Source organism: Rhizobium tibeticum, assembly GCF_900110205.1.
Taxonomy (GTDB): domain Bacteria; phylum Pseudomonadota; class Alphaproteobacteria; order Rhizobiales; family Rhizobiaceae; genus Rhizobium; species Rhizobium tibeticum.
This window is the reverse complement of the sequence record NZ_FOCV01000006.1, coordinates 109,323-128,802: the sequence shown is the minus strand read 5'-3', so window position 1 is coordinate 128,802 and position 19,480 is coordinate 109,323. Positions and strand designations below refer to the sequence as shown.

The following is a 19,480-nucleotide window of genomic DNA, read 5'->3' as shown; positions in this document are numbered from 1 at the left end:
CGGGGTTAAACGGATCCCAGAGGGGCGACCACCTTAACCGCAAGCATTGCGGGATGCGCTGTCAAGCAAATGCCCAATTGCGGGGAGGTGCCCGCGGGCCGGTATTTGGCGGGAGTGTTCGCCGTGGAGATATCCCGGTGTCGTAGACCGGCCTTGCAGCGGTTGAGGGCCAAATATGCTTCGTGCCAGAGTTCTCAGGAACAGGCAGCAAGACCGAGGCGCCGATCCGGCAGGCCTCGCAGCCATGCATTTGTGCCTTTTCATGCTTGTGCATCCCACCAGCTTTGCCAGCTACGCAGATAACGGGAAGCGTGCCGTCCGGCAGAACGTATTCAGCAAATTCGGCGGGAACGAGGGCGCCCTTGGCAAAGGATGGCGCTTGATGAGCGAAGCCGACAAGCAGCAGCGCGATGGCGCAGGTCATGCGTACCATCCATTGCGTGATTTTCGCTTGCCTGGCTCTCAACCTCATTCTCCCTGACACGACGTCAGTATGGGAGACTTCCATAAATCTCAATGCGGCAATTTGAAAGGGCCTCGCGGCGGGATCGCTGACGCGGTCGCGGCGCGTGAGGGCTGCACATTGAATGAGGAGGGCAATTTGCACATTGTCTGGATGAGCGGTCGCGGCACCGACTGCGATATTCTGGGCGTCCAGCACGGAGCGTGGGACATGACTTCACCCCCAGCGTCGAACGACGTGGTTGGCCCGTAATCCGCGCAATCGTTCGGTTCGGTAATTCCGCAATGGACCCGTGTAGGGCGTAAGCTCAGTGCCCTTCGGCACGCCGGTATGGTTCGGGCCAGGAAACGGGCTAAGGTCGATTGCCTGCGCGCTGCTACTGACGGTCAGAACCGACAGGCAAAGCAACGCAATCACTGCTTCAGTCTGCTTTTGCAGGTTTTTCACCCTTTCGAGCGGCGTCAACTTGGCCGGATTTTCGCGTCTTCTGGATGTCATCTGCGATGTTCGGCGCGATGAACGATGGCTCACCTATTCTTTGAAGGAGTTCCAGCTATGGACCGCGGGTTCCAGCGACGGCTGAGCGTCGTTGCATCAGTCGCGCCGCAGGCAAGTAAAACCATGATAGCGGTTCTGTAGCCGCGGATAAGTACGAGGCCAACAAAAGCCAGTCCACGCGCCCTCCAACCGCTCAGGCGCGCTGAGCTGCAAATCCGTGTCACTTCTGCAACGGGTGAAAGAGCAACAGCGGCGGCCCGCACGATCCAGCGCAACCTCCAGCCGCGCCTGCCCTTTACACGGGCAAGATCATGGGCAGTGTGTCGCTGCCACTTTAAGGCCAATTCCGAAAAACTCTTGCGAGCGGGATGGTAGGCAATCATTTTCTCGCAATAATGCGTTCGATAGCCTCCTTTTAAAGCTCGCTGACCCCAATCACGATCTTCGGCGATATCGATGCCCCCAAATTCACCGACCGAGGCGAAGACCTCCGCGCGCACTGCCAGGTTGCCGGTTCCCGTAAATCCCTGCTTTGCTATGTACTCCTTCATGCGATAGGCGAACACGCTTTCATAGGCTTCCAAAAGCGTCGGGTGGCTTGGATTTTCGCAACCGATCCGCACGTCTCCGCCAAGGATGGACTTACTTGGATCCGAGGAAAACTGGTGCTCGATTTCATCTAACCACCCATCTGCGGCAACACAGTCAGCATCGATGAAAGCAAGGGTGTCTCCGGCCGCGTTTGCTACACCGAGATTACGGGCCGGACCTGGACCGGGCACCGATTGGGACAGAAGCTTGACATTTGGAAAGGACGCGCAGACCTCCACGGGCATCTGTTTCGACCCGTTATCCACCACGATTATCTCCACCGAGAGCCTCGGGTTAACCTCGCGTGTCAGCGAAGCCAAGCACCTTCGGAGCATTTCGGACTGGTCAAGATGCGGGATAATGACGCTTATCATTGACGTCCAACCTCCTGCGAAACACCGTGCGGTAGGCAGTCAAATAGCGGCGAGCTTCGTTTGCCCACTGGAACTCACGCTCGGCGACGGCTCGTCCCACAGCTGACATCTCCATGCACCGCTGCGGATCATCCACAAGCGCAAGAATTCCGTCCGCGAGGCCTTCTGGCGAATGCTCCGGAACCACAAGGGCCGCTTCTGCAGCATCGCGCGTCGCTTGCCGAAGGTTGAACTGAACGATGGGGAGGCCCAGCATCATGTATTCAAAGACCTTGTTCATTGAGAGCTTGTCGTTGAATTCGTTGGGCGGATCGGGAATGACACCGATGTTGAGCGCAGACAGATGCGCCATGAGTGGCTGACCGCTCAGGTAGCCGCTGAAGCTTAAGGAATCGCCAAGGTTCAGGTCGGCTGCGAGCTTTTTCAACCGACCAAGTTCGGGACCATCGCCAATGATGAGGCCATGGACGTCGCTTCGCTTGCGCACGTGGATAATCTCGGCGAGGGCGCGCACCATGGTCTCCACGCCATCCTGCTCACCCATGATACCGAGATAGCCAATCAGGTGCTTGCCTGGGACAATGAGCGACTGATCAGCAAGGGTGCGCCGGAACCGCGATGCTTCCGGATAACTCTTGACAACGACGACGCGATCGGGAGCCATGCCGCCTCGTGCGACGGCAATGTCACGGAAGGTCTCGTTCGTCGCAATGCTGGCATCCGCCATCCGGAATGTCTGCCGTTCAAAGAAGCAGAGCAACCGGTGAAATATGTCCTTGCGCCCAAACTTGGTAACATAGAGTTCCGGGCTGAGATCGTGGTGGTCGAATACAAAGCGTGTGCCGAATAGCAATTTGTGGATCAGCGCCACCAGGAACATCAGGTCGGGGGGATTGCACGCCTGAATGGCGTCGATTGACTGGCGCCGGCGAACGCGGAAAGAGAGACAGGTCTGGTGAAAAAGCGCAAGGCAATACTCTCTCAAGTATCCAGCTGCACTAGAGGCCTCGCGAAGAGCGTGCCGGTATATATGGACACCCTCCAGGACTTCGTAGCTCTTTTCGTGTCCCTTTCCCTTGGGGCATATCACCGACACCTCATAGCCGGCCTCAATTAGCGCTTTCGCTTCCTGCCAGACCCTACGATCGAACGGGACCGGCAGATTCTCGACCAGGATCAGAATGTGATGGTTGCTAGGAATGACAGCCTCCCGTGTGTTGAAAACACATCAAGGCTCGATGATACGGTCCTGCCGCCACGCCACTCTAGTTATCAAACCGGTTAAAAAGGGTGGCTTTTGGTTGATCCGTGGTTCAACCATATGGGTATCTATGAATCTGGATAGTATTGTATGTAAAGATATTTTGAGATTTGCTTGTTTACATGAGTAGCAAAAGGAAAACACGTCGGTGCCGGAGGAAATTTCCCGAGAAAGAGATGGAAGTACATTGCTTCGTCCGATTTCTTCTGGCGACGTGCAGCGAGTGGCAGACTTCCTTCATGCAGAGCTGAATGGGCGGCTGTCACCAGCGACATGGGCATCTGCAATACGGCCATCATGGCAGGCAACGTCTCCCAATCACGGCTACATGCTGGTCAGTGGAGAGCGCATAGTCGGTGTGTATGTTGCCTTTTATTCGGCGCGACGCGTCGGAGAAAGTGTCGAGAAGTTCTGCAACTTGAGTGCCTGGTGCGTCCTGGATGGCTATCGAGCGCATGGCCTGCGACTCTTAAAGGCACTCCTTGATCAGGGTGGCTACACGTTCACCGATCTGTCGCCAAGCGGGAATGTCGTTCCGCTCAATCGTCGGCTCAAGTTCCAGCAAATCGACACAGCCGCTGCCCTGGTAATAAACCTTCCTCGGCCGAGTTGGGGAAGCGGCGTTTCGATTGTCACCGATCCACGTCTAATCGAGCGTCATCTCGACGAACGCAACCTCGGTATCTACAAGGACCATGCCCTTGCCCCCGCCGCACATCATCTCGCTGTGATAAAGCGCGATCGCTGCTGCTACGTCATATTCCGCAAGGATACGCGCAAAAGGCTGCGGGTGTTTGCGTCGATCTTGCATGTAGGGGACCGCGGCCTTTTCGCGGAGACTGCTCACCACATCTACAGCTACCTGCTAACGCGCTTTGGTGTTGTCGCGACCTTTGTCGAAGACCGCTTTGCCGACGTGCACCCAAAACTGTCCATCTCGCTTCGATCGCCGCGCCCAAAGATGTTCTTGAGCGATCGAGTGTCTCCGAGCGAGGTCGATTATCTCTACAGCGAACTTACCTGCGTACCTTGGTAGTGAGGAGTTTGGACATCAATGCAGCCGCCGATCAAGAGCAATATTTCCGATCTGCTTCGCCACGGGGCAGCTTCGTTCGGCAATTCTCCTGCGCTGACCTACAAGAACATCACCAATAGCTACGCTGAGCTATGGCAAAACGCCTGCGGATTTGCTTCAGTCCTTGGCTCCCTCGAAACGAGACCAGGCGACCGCGTGGCGGTTCTCCTCGATAAGCGGTTGGAGACCATCGTTTCGATATTCGGAACGGCGGCGGCACGTTGCGTGACGGTGCCCATCAATCCCGTACTGAGGTCACAGCAAGTCGCCTACATACTGGCCGACTGCGATGTCAGGATATTGGTTACATCGGCAGATCGCCTGGCCCAACTCCAGGGCCACCTCGCTGACATTCCATCGCTGGAACATGTCGTCCTTGTCGACGGGCCGGGATCAGAGATTGAGAATGATAAACAATCTCCGGCCACCCATTCGTGGGTCGAATTGGTTCCAACAGAAGCAGACGAACCTCCCTGTGCAGGCGTCGACTGTGATGTTGCGGCGATCCTCTACACCTCCGGAAGTACGGGAAAGCCAAAGGGCGTGGTCCTCAGTCATCGCAACATGATCGTGGGCGCTGAGAGCGTAAGTCACTATCTCGGAAACGGTCCGCACGACACGATCCTGTCGGTGCTGCCACTGAGTTTCGACGCGGGGTTGAGCCAGTTGACGACGGCGTTCAATTCCGGCGCCCATGTCGTGCTTATGAATTACCTCCTGCCTCTTGACGTTGTGCGACTATGCGAGAAGCACAAGGTGACGGGGATTACCGGCGTTCCACCTTTTTGGATTCAGGTCGCTGGCCTTAGCTGGCCAACCGAAGTCGGCGCTCGGCTGCGCTACTTTGCAAATACAGGCGGGAGGATGCCCAAGGCAACACTCGACCGACTGCGCGCTTCATTTCCCGATGCGCTTCCCTATCTGATGTATGGACTGACAGAGGCTTTTCGATCGACCTATCTCGACCCGTCGGAGATCGACCGGCGGCCGGATTCGATCGGCAAGGCGATCCCCAATGCAGAAATCCTTGTCGTGCGGCCCGACGGAACGCTCTGTGGTCCGGGCGAGCCGGGGGAGTTGGTCCACAGAGGTCCGCTTGTGGCGCTGGGGTATTGGAACGATCCCGCCCGCACCAGCGAACGCTTTCGGCCGTGGCCAGGAACCGGCGCCGCATGGCGGCAACCCGAATTGGCCGTGTTTTCCGGAGATACGGTGGTCCGGGACGAAGAGGGGTTCTTGTACTTCGTCGGCCGGCGCGACGAAATGATCAAGACGTCTGGGTATCGTGTCAGTCCAACCGAAATCGAGGAAGTGGCCTATGCCACGGGTCTGGCGCGCGACGCCGTTGCCATGGGGATAGATGACAACGCCCTTGGGCAGCGTATCGTTCTTGTTGCAAGTCCGGTTGCCGAAACGCTGGATGTTGGCGCCTTGCTGACAGCATTCAGACATCGGTTGCCGCAATACATGGTGCCCTCGAAGGTCATCGAGATGGCGTCCATTCCAACCAACCCAAACGGCAAGTTCGACCGCGTTCTCTTGAGGGAGCAATTGGACAGTGAGTGAACATCCTTCCATTGACATGTTCGACGTCGCTGAAGACTGCCTGGCTGTCGGCGGAGTTCGCCTGGATCGTCTCGCGGATCGCGTCGGAACGACACCCTTCTTCGCCTATGATCGCCGATTGATAACCGCCAGAGTGGCCTATCTCCGCTCAGTTCTGCCAAAGGACGTCAAGTTGAGCTATGCCGTCAAGGCCAACCCGATGCCGGCAGTGGTCCAGCATATGGCCGGGCTTGTCGATGCGTTCGACGTTGCTTCCGCATTCGAAATGAAGACCGCGCTAGACACCGTGGTGCCTCCCTCCAACATCAGTTTTGCAGGTCCCGGGAAAACGTCGATCGAATTAGCTCAGGCCATCGCCGCTGGCGTGACGATCGAGATGGAATCGGAGTCAGAGGCGTCCCGCATTATCGAAGCTGGAAACCGCCTCGGCATCCGACCAAGGGTGGCTTTGCGAGTAAACCCAAATTTCCAGGTCAAGGGTTCCGGGATGAAGATGGGAGGGGGGCCGCAACAGTTCGGCGTTGATGCCGAAGAGGTGCCGTCTCTGCTTGGAAAACTGGCAAGTGCAGATCTGGATTTCCTCGGATTCCACGTATTCGCAGGTTCCCAAAATCTTCACTCGGATATTCTTTGCGAAGCTCTCTCTCGCAATGTCGAACTGCTGCTGGAGCTTTCCGGAAAGTATGGGCAGTCCGTTCGCTACCTCAATCTCGGTGGCGGTTTCGGGATCCCGTACTTTGAAAAGGACCGCTCTCTCGATCTCGTTCCTGTAGGGAAAAGGCTTTCCGAGCTGGTTGAAAACACAATCCGCCCTGTATTGCCTAGTGCGAAAATTGTCATTGAGCTCGGCCGCTACCTTGTCGGCGAGTCTGGCGTCTATGTTACGAGAGTGGTTGACCGGAAGGTGTCGCGGGGCCGGGTCTATCTGGTGGTCGACGGAGGGCTTCACCATCAATTGGCCGCATCGGGCAATTTTGGCCAGGTGATCCGCCGCAACTATCCCATCGTCATCGGCAACAAGATGAATAGGCTTGAGCGGGAGACAGTTTCGGTAGTCGGTTGCCTTTGCACCCCACTCGATCTGCTCGGTGACAACGTCTGTTTACCACCCGCAGACGTGGGCGATCTCGTCGTTATCTTCCAAGCCGGTGCCTATGGCCTGACCGCTAGTCCTACCGCATTTCTTGGGCATCCCATGCCGCCGGAGGTGCTCGTCTGAAACGTCGTTACCACTATCCACTTTCATTGTGAGGCATCATGAGTTCTTCAACACTCGAATCTGTGAAAGACGTCATCGCCGAGACCCTCGGCATCGAGGATAGGGCCCGCATCGCGGACCCATCAACCCCGCTGTTCGGCAATTTGCCGGAACTTGATTCATTCGCCGTGCTCAGCCTGGCGGCAGCTCTCGAATCGCGGTTTGGGATTCACATCGACGACGATGATTTCAGCGCTGAACTCTTCGAAACGGTCGGATCGCTTGCGTCCTTCGTAGACCGGCATCGTCCGAAGGCGGGGATCGCAGTCGGCTAGCGACCTCAGGAAGACAAGCGCCAAGCAGAGGAATTCGCGATGGCTTTTGGCTCCATCGAATGAGGCGAACTAAAGTAGGCGAGGGAAACAATGACAGCACTAGCAGACAATGTTCTTCCGCTCCGCACCAGGGAAACCGGGACGAGCGTCGCTGTCGTCATCGTCACGTTCAACAGTGCCGGTGCCCTGCCGCCGTTATTGGATTCCCTTGTTGATGGTTTGCAGGGCGTGGATCGTTTCGAGATCATTGTTGTCGATAACGATTCAAAAGATGGATCGGCTGAAATCGCTGAGACGCATCCGTTGCGCCCTACCGTCATACGCACGGGTCGCAACGCCGGTTATGCAGCGGCAATCAATATTGCTGCCCGCCGAGCTGATATCGGAGCCCATCTGCTGATTTTGAATCCCGATCTTCGGCTCTTTCCAGGTGCGGTCGGGCCACTCGTCGAACAACTCGCAACGTCGACAGTAGGGGTAGTCGTTCCTATCAATTACAAGGAAGACGGAAGCATCGACCCCACCTTACGACGCGAGCCGTCCATCATCACCGCCTGGGCTGATGCTATTCTAGGCGGCAATCTTGCCGCGCGGCTTGGGCTGGGGGAGATCGTGGGCGAGCTACGTCACTACGATCGGCGACAGTGCGTGCAATGGGCAACCGGATCCGCGCTCCTTGTTGCGGCCAGAGCCCGAAAAGTTGTCGGTACGTGGGATGAAACGTTTTTTCTGTACAGTGAAGAGGTAGACTATCAGCGAAGGATTCGCCAAGCCGGGTTTGACATCGTCTATGAACCGCGATCCAAGGTGATGCATGCCGGCGGCGGCAGTGGCGGAGGACCTCGTCTGTTCGCGTTGTTGACCGCCAACAGAATTCGCTATTACGCCCGTCACCACGGCGCGCTGCGAACCTCGGTTTTCAAGTTCGGCGTGATCCTCGGACATGCGGTCAGATCCTGGCGCGGAGCAACCCATCGCGCCGCACTGATGAGCGCAGTTTCTCCCCTTCGATCTGCTGCTGCATTTGTGGAAAGTACGCGGGGCTAAGATGGCGAGGGGAGGCGAGTACCGTATCGTTAATTTTCATGGGATTGGAGCGCCACTGCGTGAGCTTGAGCCCGGCGAAGCCGACTACTGGCTTAGCCGTGATCGCTTTCTGGCGATCCTCGATCGCATCGCAGGTCATCCCGCGCGCCAACGAATATACATCACGTTCGATGACGGAAATGCCTCCGATCTCTTGATCGCAGCACCCGAACTTCGACGGCGCGGTCTTCGCGCGGAGTTTTTTGTCTTGACCGGGCGCATAGGACAGGCGGGTTCTCTTAGCGCAGATGACATCCGTACCCTTATTGCTCTGGGAATGCGTATCGGTAGCCACGGCATTGGTCATCGCGACTGGACACGACTGACGACCGGCGAACTTCACTACGAACTCGAAGCGTCAAAAGCGCAGCTGGAAGAGATATGTGGTTGTCCCGTCAACACAGCTTCGATGCCGTTTGGATGGTACAATGGCGCTGTTCTGAAGCAGATACGAAATGCGGGATACAGGGCGGCTTACTCAAGCGGGGGAGGGAGCGCTAAAGTGGAGGGCTTCCTCAAGCCTCGAAACTCGGTGCGATCAGAGACCGCTGACAGCTGGCTAGACGATGTTCTGTCAGGAAAGATCCCTTTCTGGAGAAAGCTTCGTAACGCCGCGCGGACGAAGTTTCGAGTGTAAGAATCAGCGCATCAGGGTTTGGAAGGTCGGAGAGACTGAGATGGCAAGGTTGCTGCTGGTGGCACCCACATGCAATGGTGAAGATGTTGGCGAGGCATGGGTCGCATATCAGTGGGCTCGGCGGCTCGGTGAGCGTCACGATGTGACGTTGCTGACCTATCATAAGAAAGGTGCAACGCCTGCCGCTCGCCAACTTAGTAACATGAAAATCGTGGAGTGGAGCGAGCCACCGGTCCTTGGTCGGGCAGAGCGGCTGAACAGCATTCTGAAGCCTGGTTACATCCCATTTTACTACCGTGCGCGACGTTGGATACGCCAAGCACTTACCGACGGCATGAGGTTCGATATTGTGCATCAGCCCGTGCCAGTCGCCATGCGGTATCCCTCGCCAGCGGCAAATCTCGGTTTGCCACTGGTCATTGGGCCGGTTGGAGGTGGCCTCAATACCCCCCCGGGATTTGTTGGCGAGGATAGCTCGGCACCGTGGTACACTCGGTTGCGCAATCTCGATCGCCATCGTCTTCGCTGGGACCCACTCCTAAGGCGAACGTACGGAAGCGCCGACTGCGTTCTCGGCATCGCTGGATATGTTGAGGAGCAGTTGTCTGCCGTTCCCGTTCGGCGTTTCGAAGTCATGAGTGAGACGGGTATCGACGCGATGCCTCCCGCGATAGTCAAATCCGGACAATCAGGTCCGGTGAAGCTGTTATACGCGGGGCGTCTAATCCGGACGAAGGGCGCGCGAGACATTATTAACGCCATGGCGCTGTTGCGTGATTTGCCCGTAGAGCTTGCTATTGTCGGAGATGGACCCGATCGCGGAGCATGCGAGGCATTGATAGCGTCTCTGGGTCTTTCCGAGCGGGTTTCCCTCTTGGGGTGGCGTCCCAAAAATGAGCTTCCCGGATTCTATCGAAATGCAGATGTTTTTGTCTTCCCAAGCTACCGTGAGCCGGGCGGAAACGTTGCACTCGAAGCCATGAGTTTTTCACTGCCGCTGGTCGTGGTTGATCGCGGCGGTCCCGGGAGTGCGACGTCGGATCTCTGTGCAATTAAGCTTGGCATCTCTACGCCGGACGCACTTGCGGTCGACATTGCCGATGCCGTACGCAGGCTTGTCGTAAGCCACGAGTTGCGTGCGCGTATGGGTGCTGCATCTTACGCCCACGCGACGCAAACTGCTTTGTGGTCCTCCAAACTTGACCGCATGGACTCAATTTATGCCGATCTTATGAACGATGGCCGAGTGCGGAGTTGAACGGCTACGCTCGGGTTGGAGAGCGGCAGCAGAGCTCTCGGAGACTGGCTGTCGAAATCACTATACGTTAGTCAATTTGGACGACGCAAATATCAGAAGTATTAATCGCGGTCGGAGGTAATAGTGACTATTATTTGGCCTGGTCATTGATTGATTTCCAAATGGCTGTCGAGCGCGAGTGAGACCGGGCAGAAAATGATAGCAAGCAACGACCACGGACCTCGCTCAGGGCAGACAAACCTACGCAGCTCGACAATCGATCAAGGCGCACGGCGGCCAGGCAATCTCATCGCCGCGACCCGGAAATTAGCTTCCGACCAAGCAGACGAGACGCGCTTGGCGTGGCCGGTCAAGGTTTTCCTTGCGGGCCTGCTGGTCCCGTGGGTACTTCCAATTGGGCCGCTCAATCTTTCTGTCTATCGGATTATCCTCCTGCTCGCGCTCCTGCCGTGCATCGTCAAGTGGTCGCAGGGGAAAGCGGGGAAAAAAAGAGTGGCCGATTTCGGCCTCATTCTTTTTTGTTTGTGGGCAGCAATTTCCTTTGTGGTCGTGCAGGGTAGCGACCAGGCCATTGAGCCCTCGGGCATTCTTTTCATAGAAACGATCGGTTCGTACCTCCTGGCTCGGGTTTGCATTCGCAATGCTGACGACTTCCGCAATATGGTGGTGTTTGTCGCCAAACTGATCATATGCCTGCTGCCATTCACCGTTTATGAATGGGTGACGGGGACCAACTTGCTGCTTCTCGCATTTGGATCAGTATTCCGGACGGAGGCAATAACATGGATGGCGCCCCGGATGGGCTTTTCGCGCGTCCAGGGACCTTTTAACCATTCGATATTATTTGGTACCTTCTGCGGAAGCATGCTCGCGTTGACATACCTAGCGACGAAGGGAAAGGTGTCGGGTATTTCGCGCGGCGTTTTAACCGTTTTGGTGGGATTTTCCGCGTTCCTGTCGATGTCTTCTGCGCCGCTGGCCGGGGTGGTTTTCCAAATTGCCTTGCTGCAGTGGAACAAGGTTCTTGGCGGCTTCACCGCTCGCTGGAAGCTGCTTTGGGCAGTCGCATTTGTCGGTTATCTCATTGTTGAGCTTGGCTCCAATCAAACACCGGCGCAGTTCTATATTTCGCATTTCACGTTTGATCAGCAGACGGGATGGTATCGGCTTTGGATCTGGGAGTATGGGTCTGCATCGGTCGCAAATCATCCAATTTTTGGAATTGGGCTGGGTGATTGGGCGCGGCCACTATGGATGCCAGGAGACAGTGTTGACAACTTCTGGCTATTGATGGCTATGCGGCATGGCCTGCCTGGTTTCCTGTTCATGGTGCTATCCCTGCTTTCTATCTGGCTCTCTGTCGCGAAGAAAACAGATGTCGATCCTGATATTGATGTTTGCAGGACGTCCTATCTCATTTGCATGGTAGCCCTTGTCTTCGTTGGCTCAACCGTGCATTTCTGGGTGGCCGCATACGTTTGGTTTTTCTTCCTAGTCGGCTCCGGTGTGTGGATTCTCGATTGCAGCCGCAGCCAGCAACCAGAACTTCATAATGGCAATGTTCGCAAGCCGCGGGCCCGCTATCGTGTTGTGCAGGGCGATCGCAAGCTCGAAGCGCTGTGGCGCAGGCACAAACCTAGGATTAGGCAGTAGATCGCCGCCGCCTCCACTTAGGCAGAAAGCAGCTGCTCCGATGACGCTGATATCGGTTTGAAGTATTCGTGAGTGGAACCGCTGCACTGTGCACCAATCCACGATGGGGCAGGAGCGACTCCAAAGTGCTCTCGAACTGCCTGGGCGTTCTTGCCCGATGCTACGCACCCCCCGTTGGCCTGGTGGCGAGATTCAGTTGTCATTGCAAACAGTCTTCAGGCGTTCACTGACCCCTTCTATTCGGCCTAGCCGGAAAGTGTCACAAGATCCTACCTCTTTTGGACGCGTTGAACAGCGGCTGGTCGGGCAGGCTGGATGAGATCGACGGTCGAACTGCCGTCCTTGTTGGGCGACGCGCTGAGCGATCTATAATGGCGTAAGCGGCCGCGAAACGGCCATCTGGTTGACGGATATAACCGCGGGCCTGGTTATATGCGTCAAGTTCAGCAAATTGAGCGGTCATGCGGATCTCGCCGGCACTCGGATGCCAAAACCAAGTGATCCAAGGGAGCAAGATCTGTTCCTGTCCAGGCTCGACAGGATCATCAACTTGAATCACGAAACGGAGCGAAGGTTGCCGAGAGACCGACCTGCCGGTGAAGGCAGAGCGCTTCGGTTCGGTTTGTTCGGATGCGTTTTCCGTGCCGAGTCAATTCTGACGCTCAGCCTGTTGAATGACTCTCGAGCGCTTCCCCCAGCACACCTTTGAAAGCCGCGCCTCACGCTGACTCAATGACCCGAAGTACCGCCTGCGATGAACGCCGCAGTGTTCACGTCCGGCTCTTTTCAGCCGTCCCCGATCTCCAGGCCCCGACGATCTGCATCACTTTCCTTGATGCTCGCTTTGGATGTCGGATCGCCTCCTTGGCCGGCCGTAGCATGTCTCTGTAGTTCCCGTATTTGTTTATTGGAACCTCCGACACCTCTTTCCAGAGGGCTTCGATGGCCTGGAAATATATGTCGCCCTTGCGTCTCACCTCCGGCGGAAGGGACAGCATGTCCACATAATTTGCTCTGGATATCATGGGGTGAATTTCGAGTTGCTTTGGTTTTACGTACGAATCGCAAAATCCCCACGTGCTCATCCGCAATTCAAGGTAGGCAAGATCCAATATGAAAAAAGCGTCGAAATGGGCAAGGGGGGCAAGCCAGTTATCCACCTTGCTTACCACCTCGGCGGTCCGTGACAACTTCAACCTAGCCACCAGACCTTTGGCGTCTATGACTGTGTCAGGTCTGGCATTTAGCCAGAGGAAGCCGCGGCCCACTTCTCCCCCAAGGCCGCCTACAAAGGGTCGTCCCTCGAGCGGCTTGACGCTCGGGTGCATCTTGACGTTGTTGCCGCCAACGCAGTGACCAGCTCTAAACCGCCAAAGATCCGCCTCCGCTTCAGTTGCCTCACGGTACTGCAAGACTTGATGCCGCAAGCCGAACTGACGCGCCAGGCGCCTAGCGCAGGCGACATCCAAATCTGCTGTCGGCGCCGCCACAGTCACGAAAGTCAGGTTCGCGAGCATGTGCCGGGAACATGCCAGCAGAAGGCGCGAGTCATTGCCTGCAGTCAGCGCCACACTGGTACTGCCGGCGCGTGCAAGGATCTCTATCGTTTTAGAAATGCGGTCGCAGATTCTTGCGCAAGTCGACACTGGATCGGGAGAGACCTCGATTGTGGCGACCGGCCAATGGCGGCTTGCCGTCCAGCTGTCTAAATCCAGGTAGTGATTGCAAAGAAGACGGTCGATGCCCTCGTGTGCCGTGAGGCCGGCCGTGAACCAACCAGCGTCCTCAATGTCGAGGGTTTTGTAAAGTTCTGTTCGAAAACGCTTCTTATATTCGACGGCGTCGAGAAGAACCGAAGCGGTCGCGCCAGCAACTCTTGCCTCTGGATCATATACCACCGAGAGTGTGCCATTGGCATCAAGGTAGATACGTCTCGATCCGAGCGCGCTGAGGACGAACAGGAAGCTTCCAGCCAATCGATAAATGTTCTTCTCAACGAAATCATCCAGGTCTTGGACGTCATCCAGCTTGCAGTCGACTCTGTACTGCCCGTCGACAATAGTGCCTCGATCAAGGTCGATGGGCATACCTAACAGCAAGCCGATGGACCGGTTGTCGGCATCCACCACCGGCACAACAGGCGTTGTTGGAGCCAAGTTCAGGAAAATCGTACCGAGTTGACGTTGCTGCCAGCCGTGTGGGCAGGGCTTGGCGACAGTCGAAATGACGAACTGTCCATCAAAGTTATCTGGTCCTGGCAGCAACATGTCTTTTTTCCTTGGAGGAGGATGCCTAAGTAATGCAGATCCGACGCATCCCCAGGCGAAGTTTTCCAAGTTTACCCGATAGTGTTCATGAGCGTAAACGCACACGGGGGTCATCTATTTGGATGAAAACGCAAGTAGGGGGAGGACTATACGTATACGAGGATGCTTTTGCGTGTATAGCTGCGTTTTTTAGAAGCTCGACGCGGACGCCGCGAAGACCGGGATGTCCGGGATGCGCCCCGTTTGGGCGCAATCAGAAGGCCCTGGAGCACGTCCATTGAACACGGAATCGGAATTGGGTGACAGGCGTTGTTTGCCGTGATTCCCGGCCTTCGAATCACGAGGTATGGATGTCGCGTGGTCTAAGCGATGATCTTCGCAGCCGTGTTCTTGCGGCTTCTGGCTTTCCGGCATGACGGCACCGATGGTTTTCGACGGCCGATGAACGGTGAAGCATTCCTGGCCTACTCAAACAGGTTCTCGTGCCGATATCGTCATCATGGATAACTTGCCATAAATCCGACGGTGTCCGCCCGGGAGGCTGCTCTATCTCCCGCCCTACAGTCCCGACTTCAACCCATTGAAATGGCCTTTTCCAACTGAAAGCGCTTCTGCGGGCAAAGGCCGAGCGGTCGGTTGATGCGTTGTGGGATACCGTCGGGAAAATCGGCCCCCTTTTTCAAACCGCAGGAATGTGCAAACTACTTCGCAGCTACAGGATATGACCTCGATTAAAGCGGACGCGCTCTAGTTGGCGGGCGGAACGGTCGCGCCGTCGTCCCAGACGTTGCTTTGCCAGAGGCTGCCTTCAGCGTTGGAGTCGAACGAGGTGACTGGTCCGTAGATGCCGCACTTGCCCATGCCGCCGCGCCGGAAGATGTTGTCGGTGAACACGATGTGATGCGCGTTCGGGTACGGCTTCCCTGTCGTGGAGCCGCCGTACACGCAGTACGAGCTGGCAGCCTGACCGGTGAGTCCCTCGCGGGACTCGATCAGGTTGTCGGTGAACGTGTTGTTGTTCACCGTGCCGAAGTCGCCATAGCCGGAGACTGCGGCAGAGCAGCCCGATCCTTCGCCACCGGTGGGGTTGGGGTAGGCGATGGCGTCGCAGGAGATCGTGTTGTGCACGAACGTGCCGTGTGCGTCCTGCCGGATGCCGGACTCGTGGTCGATGCCACGCTTGTCACCGTACTGGCCGTGGATGTAGGAGTCGCGGATCTCGCAGGTGGTGTTGCAGTTCACCGAACGAGAGCCACCTGACACCTCGACGCGGAGGAGCTTGAACCTGGCCTCACCGACCACGGTGGCCGTGGAGTCTGGCCCACGAACTTCGGAGTCTGTCAGGCTGTAGGATCCGTTCAGGTAGCAACAGTCGGAGTGCACCGTGCCGATGATGATCGAGTTTGTGATGGCGGTGTTAGGGCCAAGGAGCCGGAGCTGATCGCAGGTGATAACCTTGCGGTCGATCTTCACGTCTGCTGCGGTGATCGTGCAGGACCCGGTGTACGGAGTCAGGCTCGACTTGAGGTCGTCCGGGACGCCCGTGTTGGTTTCGTTCGGGAAGCTGCGTCCGAGGACCACGATGCCACCCGTGGGGGCGGGCCTGGAGGTCGAGGTGGGAAGGCTGTCCGCCAGCCGTTCCTGTGACACGGTAATCGGACCCGTTGGCATCAGTTTGCGGACTTCGAGGGCTAGATCGGTGAGCTCTTTCCGGTCCAGGGTCGAGAAGTCCACCTGTGTCGCTTTGATGTCAGTGATGACGACCTGGTTCGTATCGTCGTGTGCGACGGTCTTTCCGCTGACGCTGATGACACCGTAGATCGGCTTAGCGGCATCGCTGGCTTTGAGCTCGGTGAACGCGGGCCAGTCGGTGAATTGTGGCTGGAAAAGCGTCAGCGTCGCACTGTTGCCCGGCATGAAGCTGCGCGGCCACGGCGGTGTGTCGGGTTCCGTGCGATTGATGTACTTGCCGTTGACGAATCCATCCCTGCCTAAAAACTTGACGGTGCACCAAGCCCCGCTGGCATCACATTCGGAGACGTCGAGCGGGCTGCCCTCCTGGATGTTTCCGAAGCTGCCATAGCCCGTGCCTGGCCCTGAGCGAAAATTGACGGTCGCTGTCGCTACCGCCGGGGTCGCAGCCGCGCTGGTGGCGAACATCGATGCCGACGCTATCAACGCTGCAAGTTTCTTCATCGGCCTCTCCGTCGCGACCGTCGGCAAAATCGTCACGCTCCCGCCCGGGTTGGCCGCCAAGAACTTAAATGCATCGCCCTCTTGACCATGGGCGATATGAGGAGCCTGATATTTGGTGGATTATCCAAAAAACTTGCCACAAGAAACTTTCTCGCAGTGGATCTTTTCCCAAGCTTTAGAAAGTATCTACTAGCTCCGATCATTAACAGCGATCGTTGAATCTTCAATTTTCTAAGTATTGTTCTGTTCTTCCTCAGTATACGCAGGTATCCAATTAGTTCTCTGCGATCATTCATGGATATGCTATCGGCTGAGATAAAGCCAAGCACGACCGGTTCAATATCCTCGTATATGGTCGTGTGCTGAGCCAGCCGAATTGCGAACTCCCAATCCTCATTGGCACTCGCGCACTCATCGAACCAATCCGTTCCGGGGAAGCAACCCTTCTGGAACAGCGCGTTTTGAACACTGATCCGGTTCTCCGTCAAAAGTCGGACCAGCTGATTCTCGTCTATACGAAGCGGTCCTTCTGGTGGCGGCGCTTGCAACATGCGCGTGGGGCCATAGTAAACAATTTTTGATCCCGTCACGACCCGGACGTGCTCGGGTAGTGACGCAAGAAGTTGAAGCTGTCGCTCGAGTTTGTTGGGCAGCCAAATATCGTCGCTGTCTTGAAAAGCTATGTAATCACCTGTGGCATGAGCAAGGCCCGTATTCCGCGCAGCACCTGCACCGCCGTTTTGTGTTCGCCTTACATACCTGACCCGAGTATCGCCTACTCCCAGCACCACGCTTTCAATATCTTCGGTTGAGGCATCGTCAACGACAATCAGTTCAAGGTCCTTATGCGATTGAACAAGGACGCTATTCATCGCAGCGACTAAACTGCGACTTCTGTTATAGGTTGGAAGTATCACCGAGACGATGTTAGGCATAAAGGCTCCTGTGCGCAGGTTCGGCATTCGCAGCCATCCTAGTCTTCTTTGGCTTGCAATGTAATTTGCCCATTAGGTGGTAGCCGTCCTGATCTCCCAAAGAGATAGTGACTGAAATTGCAGACCAGGAACTCGGTCGGTCCCCCGGTCACAATCGGATCTAACGCTGTACTGATTTTGGGGACCGTGCGCGCGGACTCGGTTTCGTTTGGAGGGCAATAAGGAGACAGGGTGGTGCGCACCGGGAGGTTTCATATGAGACGGCGCAGATACTTCCCGACAGGCTCGCCTGCCTGGCAAGCTGATGGCGTAACGAATAGAGACACTCTTGCCCTGACCCTGGAAGGATGAACGAGAGGTGTGGAGGAAGACATGCCGATTGCAGCTTGGGGAATACGGCCGAGCTTCACACGCGCGGCCGAAGCTTAATGACGAGGTGTTCGAAGGCTTTCCGAGGCTGAATAGCGTTTAGCCAATGTCCACACTCGATATCGTGCTGCAGTCGTCACGCTCACGAAGAAGGAGGCATGATGGTCGTTGTCGACACGTGTGGCATGCCATCGATCGCAGTCGTCAAAACATCAAAAAGAGGGGGGCCATTCACCAGATCGTGCTGCTGATAGTATTGTCTTTTGGAGGTTTCGATTTCGACGCTTTTGAAAAGGGTTGTGATTGGCGATTTCCACCGACGCTGCCAAACCTGCGGCGCGGACTGCTTCGCTGATCCGAGCTGCGGGGGAGGCTTTGAGCACGGACTTATACACATCCAATTGAAAATCGACAGCTCGGTGCAATGCAAAACGCTCACTCACGAACTCTCTGCCAAATTGGCCGAGTTCACTGCGTCGGTCTGGCTGTTGAATAAGGGGCGCGATTTGTGCCACCAATCGACTGGGGCCGGATGCACCATCTGCCAGTCCGTAGAAGCCTTGTCTTAAGAAAAGCTCACAGCTGGTTTGGTCGAACAGTTCAGAGAAAGCTTGCTCACCTTGAACGATGAGCGGGCGCCCGATTGCCAACGCTCGAAGTGCCGAACTCCCCATGGCAATCACAAGATCGGCTGCCGCATAAGCGCTGCGTGGATCGGGGTCAGCGCCAATTAGCGCAACCACCTCTCGCCCGTGGCGTCTATTTACGTCATCCGCACGACATTGCAGCGCACCACGGGCCGGGCCATCTCCGACCAGAATGAGTTTCACTGGGTGTGAGCTTGCAAGCTGATCCACTGCGTCGATACCTCTTACCAGTGCATCCAGCTTAAGATCGAGCGCCAGACGTGAGACGCTTACGATCAAAAACTCTTCGTTTCCTACGCCGTGTGCGGACCGAAACTCTCTTCCGCTGATTTGCGGATTGTCACGTTCGACGTCGATTGGCGGCTCGAGCACCCAGACATTCGCCCGATGACGCTTACGCGCTTCGTCGCCGAGGTCAGCCGTTCCCATAATCAACGGAACCGATGCCGGAATGTGTGGCATGACCTGCATGCTCAAAACCGTGCATAGGAGCGGAACACGCAGAGCCAGAGCCGCGCCAAAATAAGAATCTAGACACGGCGGCCATTCGTACGCATGGATGAGATCAAGTCGCTCGCGACGAGATATTGCCGCAATTTGCGCAATTCGCGACGGCGCAGGTCGGTATTTAAGGTCGTGAGCTGGCAGGAAGCGAAGACCCCTTTCCTCTATGTAATCAACGAGAGGCCCGGGAATGCCGTAAACGATAACCTCGTGACCCCTTTCGGCAACCCCAGCAGCAAGATCAATTGCGTTTATCTGACTACCGCCGAGCGTCAAATCGTGAGGATATACAAGAATACGCAATACACCCCTCCATTAAGAGCGCTTTCGACAGATTTGTCCGACCACGCATCAAGCTTGTATATTTTCTGGGTGACGAAGTAACATCAACACCAACTTTCGATAATTATTTTATTTGAATATATATTTAAAATACATCGATATGGCCGCGTACAATACGCTAGTTCTACGACTTTCGGGTAGACTAAATACCGATTTTTGCTCGCTTTACTGCAGAGCGGCAAAGTTGTCTTTTTATACGGGCCGATAGTGAAGCAACGGCAAAGG

At 56.2% G+C, this 19,480-nt stretch carries 17 protein-coding genes and 1 pseudogene; 9 read left to right on the top strand and 9 right to left on the bottom strand.

What is annotated here, in order from left to right; all coding sequences use genetic code 11:
* Positions 1–61 precede the first annotated feature (61 nt).
* From BSG20_RS08900 to BSG20_RS36375, 5 genes are all read right to left on the bottom strand, one after another.
* A complete protein-coding gene (locus tag BSG20_RS08900) occupies positions 62–424 on the bottom strand; it encodes a hypothetical protein (protein WP_244541298.1) in 363 nt (120 codons plus the stop codon).
* A gap of 255 nt (positions 425–679) precedes the next feature.
* Positions 680–961, bottom strand: coding sequence for a hypothetical protein (locus BSG20_RS35540; protein WP_143147469.1), 282 nt, complete (start codon positions 959–961; stop codon positions 680–682).
* 29 nt (positions 962–990) lie between these two features.
* Positions 991–1,926 carry a glycosyltransferase family 2 protein gene (locus BSG20_RS08890; protein ID WP_072373697.1) on the bottom strand — a complete coding sequence of 312 codons (936 nt, stop codon included), beginning with the start codon at positions 1,924–1,926 and terminating at the stop codon, positions 991–993.
* Positions 1,898–3,088 (bottom strand): glycosyltransferase family 4 protein, encoded by a 1,191-nt coding sequence (locus BSG20_RS08885; protein ID WP_244541304.1) that lies wholly within the window; start codon positions 3,086–3,088, stop codon positions 1,898–1,900. Before BSG20_RS08885 ends, BSG20_RS08890 begins: the two co-directional genes overlap by 29 nt.
* Before the next feature lie 167 nt (positions 3,089–3,255).
* Positions 3,256–3,486 (bottom strand): hypothetical protein, encoded by a 231-nt coding sequence (locus tag BSG20_RS36375; RefSeq protein ID WP_167371552.1) that lies wholly within the window; start codon positions 3,484–3,486, stop codon positions 3,256–3,258.
* A 119-nt stretch (positions 3,487–3,605) separates the two neighbouring features.
* Here BSG20_RS36375 and BSG20_RS08880 point away from each other — a divergent pair, with 119 nt between their 5' ends.
* The 8 genes from BSG20_RS08880 to BSG20_RS08845 all read left to right on the top strand — a co-directional run bounded on the left by BSG20_RS08880 (position 3,606) and on the right by BSG20_RS08845 (position 11,995).
* On the top strand, positions 3,606–4,223 hold the full coding sequence (locus tag BSG20_RS08880; RefSeq protein WP_244541297.1) for a hypothetical protein: 618 nt from the start codon (positions 3,606–3,608) through the stop codon (positions 4,221–4,223).
* An 18-nt stretch (positions 4,224–4,241) separates the two neighbouring features.
* Positions 4,242–5,828, top strand: coding sequence for an acyl-CoA ligase (AMP-forming), exosortase A system-associated (locus BSG20_RS08875; RefSeq protein ID WP_072373692.1), 1,587 nt, complete (start codon positions 4,242–4,244; stop codon positions 5,826–5,828).
* Positions 5,821–7,047, top strand: coding sequence for a pyridoxal-dependent decarboxylase, exosortase A system-associated (locus tag BSG20_RS08870; RefSeq protein ID WP_072373689.1), 1,227 nt, complete (start codon positions 5,821–5,823; stop codon positions 7,045–7,047). The genes BSG20_RS08875 and BSG20_RS08870 overlap by 8 nt, the downstream gene beginning before the upstream one ends.
* A 38-nt stretch (positions 7,048–7,085) precedes the next feature.
* The gene (locus BSG20_RS08865) at positions 7,086–7,361 is read left to right on the top strand and encodes an acyl carrier protein (RefSeq protein ID WP_072373686.1); all 276 of its coding nucleotides are present in this window, start codon (positions 7,086–7,088) and stop codon (positions 7,359–7,361) included.
* A 90-nt stretch (positions 7,362–7,451) separates the two neighbouring features.
* Positions 7,452–8,408, top strand: a complete 957-nt coding sequence (locus BSG20_RS08860) for a glycosyltransferase (protein WP_072373683.1) — start codon at positions 7,452–7,454, stop codon at positions 8,406–8,408.
* A gap of 1 nt (position 8,409) precedes the next feature.
* Positions 8,410–9,084 carry a polysaccharide deacetylase family protein gene (locus tag BSG20_RS08855; protein ID WP_072373680.1) on the top strand — a complete coding sequence of 225 codons (675 nt, stop codon included), beginning with the start codon at positions 8,410–8,412 and terminating at the stop codon, positions 9,082–9,084.
* A gap of 40 nt (positions 9,085–9,124) precedes the next feature.
* A complete protein-coding gene (locus BSG20_RS08850) occupies positions 9,125–10,342 on the top strand; it encodes a glycosyltransferase family 4 protein (RefSeq protein WP_072373677.1) in 1,218 nt (405 codons plus the stop codon).
* 336 nt (positions 10,343–10,678) lie between these two features.
* The gene (locus tag BSG20_RS08845; protein ID WP_244541296.1) at positions 10,679–11,995 is read left to right on the top strand and encodes an O-antigen ligase family protein; all 1,317 of its coding nucleotides are present in this window, start codon (positions 10,679–10,681) and stop codon (positions 11,993–11,995) included.
* Positions 11,996–12,765: 770 nt separating this feature from the next.
* On the opposite strand, the gene BSG20_RS08840 is transcribed toward BSG20_RS08845, so the two are convergent.
* A complete protein-coding gene (locus BSG20_RS08840) occupies positions 12,766–14,262 on the bottom strand; it encodes a hypothetical protein (protein WP_072373671.1) in 1,497 nt (498 codons plus the stop codon).
* A 541-nt stretch (positions 14,263–14,803) separates the two neighbouring features.
* On the opposite strand from BSG20_RS08840, the pseudogene BSG20_RS35535 reads away from it, so the two are divergent.
* Positions 14,804–14,997, top strand: a pseudogene (locus BSG20_RS35535) (IS630 family transposase); the annotation flags it as partial.
* Positions 14,998–15,009: 12 nt separating this feature from the next.
* Here the strand turns inward: BSG20_RS35535 and BSG20_RS08835 are convergent.
* From BSG20_RS08835 to BSG20_RS08825, 3 genes are all read right to left on the bottom strand, one after another.
* A complete protein-coding gene (locus tag BSG20_RS08835) occupies positions 15,010–16,458 on the bottom strand; it encodes an SH3 domain-containing protein (RefSeq protein WP_072373668.1) in 1,449 nt (482 codons plus the stop codon).
* A 32-nt stretch (positions 16,459–16,490) separates the two neighbouring features.
* A complete protein-coding gene (locus tag BSG20_RS08830) occupies positions 16,491–17,420 on the bottom strand; it encodes a glycosyltransferase family 2 protein (protein ID WP_244541295.1) in 930 nt (309 codons plus the stop codon).
* 554 nt (positions 17,421–17,974) lie between these two features.
* Positions 17,975–19,216: a glycosyltransferase family 4 protein gene (locus tag BSG20_RS08825; RefSeq protein WP_072373662.1), complete on the bottom strand. Its 1,242-nt coding sequence runs from the start codon at positions 19,214–19,216 to the stop codon at positions 17,975–17,977.
* Positions 19,217–19,480 lie beyond the last annotated feature (264 nt).

Bases quoted from the DNA above. Each gene is read 5' to 3' on its own strand.
- BSG20_RS08900 (WP_244541298.1), bottom strand. From the start codon at position 424: ATGACCTGCGCCATCGCGCTGCTGCTTGTCGGCTTCGCTCATCAAGCG.
- BSG20_RS35540 (WP_143147469.1), bottom strand. From the start codon at position 961: ATGACATCCAGAAGACGCGAAAATCCGGCCAAGTTGACGCCGCTCGAA.
- BSG20_RS08890 (WP_072373697.1), bottom strand. From the start codon at position 1,926: ATGATAAGCGTCATTATCCCGCATCTTGACCAGTCCGAAATGCTCCGA.
- BSG20_RS36375 (WP_167371552.1), bottom strand. From the start codon at position 3,486: ATGATGGCCGTATTGCAGATGCCCATGTCGCTGGTGACAGCCGCCCAT.
- BSG20_RS08875 (WP_072373692.1), top strand. From the start codon at position 4,242: ATGCAGCCGCCGATCAAGAGCAATATTTCCGATCTGCTTCGCCACGGG.
- BSG20_RS08865 (WP_072373686.1), top strand. From the start codon at position 7,086: ATGAGTTCTTCAACACTCGAATCTGTGAAAGACGTCATCGCCGAGACC.
- BSG20_RS08860 (WP_072373683.1), top strand. From the start codon at position 7,452: ATGACAGCACTAGCAGACAATGTTCTTCCGCTCCGCACCAGGGAAACC.
- BSG20_RS08855 (WP_072373680.1), top strand. From the start codon at position 8,410: ATGGCGAGGGGAGGCGAGTACCGTATCGTTAATTTTCATGGGATTGGA.
- BSG20_RS08850 (WP_072373677.1), top strand. From the start codon at position 9,125: ATGGCAAGGTTGCTGCTGGTGGCACCCACATGCAATGGTGAAGATGTT.
- BSG20_RS08840 (WP_072373671.1), bottom strand. From the start codon at position 14,262: ATGTTGCTGCCAGGACCAGATAACTTTGATGGACAGTTCGTCATTTCG.
- BSG20_RS08835 (WP_072373668.1), bottom strand. From the start codon at position 16,458: ATGAAGAAACTTGCAGCGTTGATAGCGTCGGCATCGATGTTCGCCACC.
- BSG20_RS08830 (WP_244541295.1), bottom strand. From the start codon at position 17,420: ATGCCGAACCTGCGCACAGGAGCCTTTATGCCTAACATCGTCTCGGTG.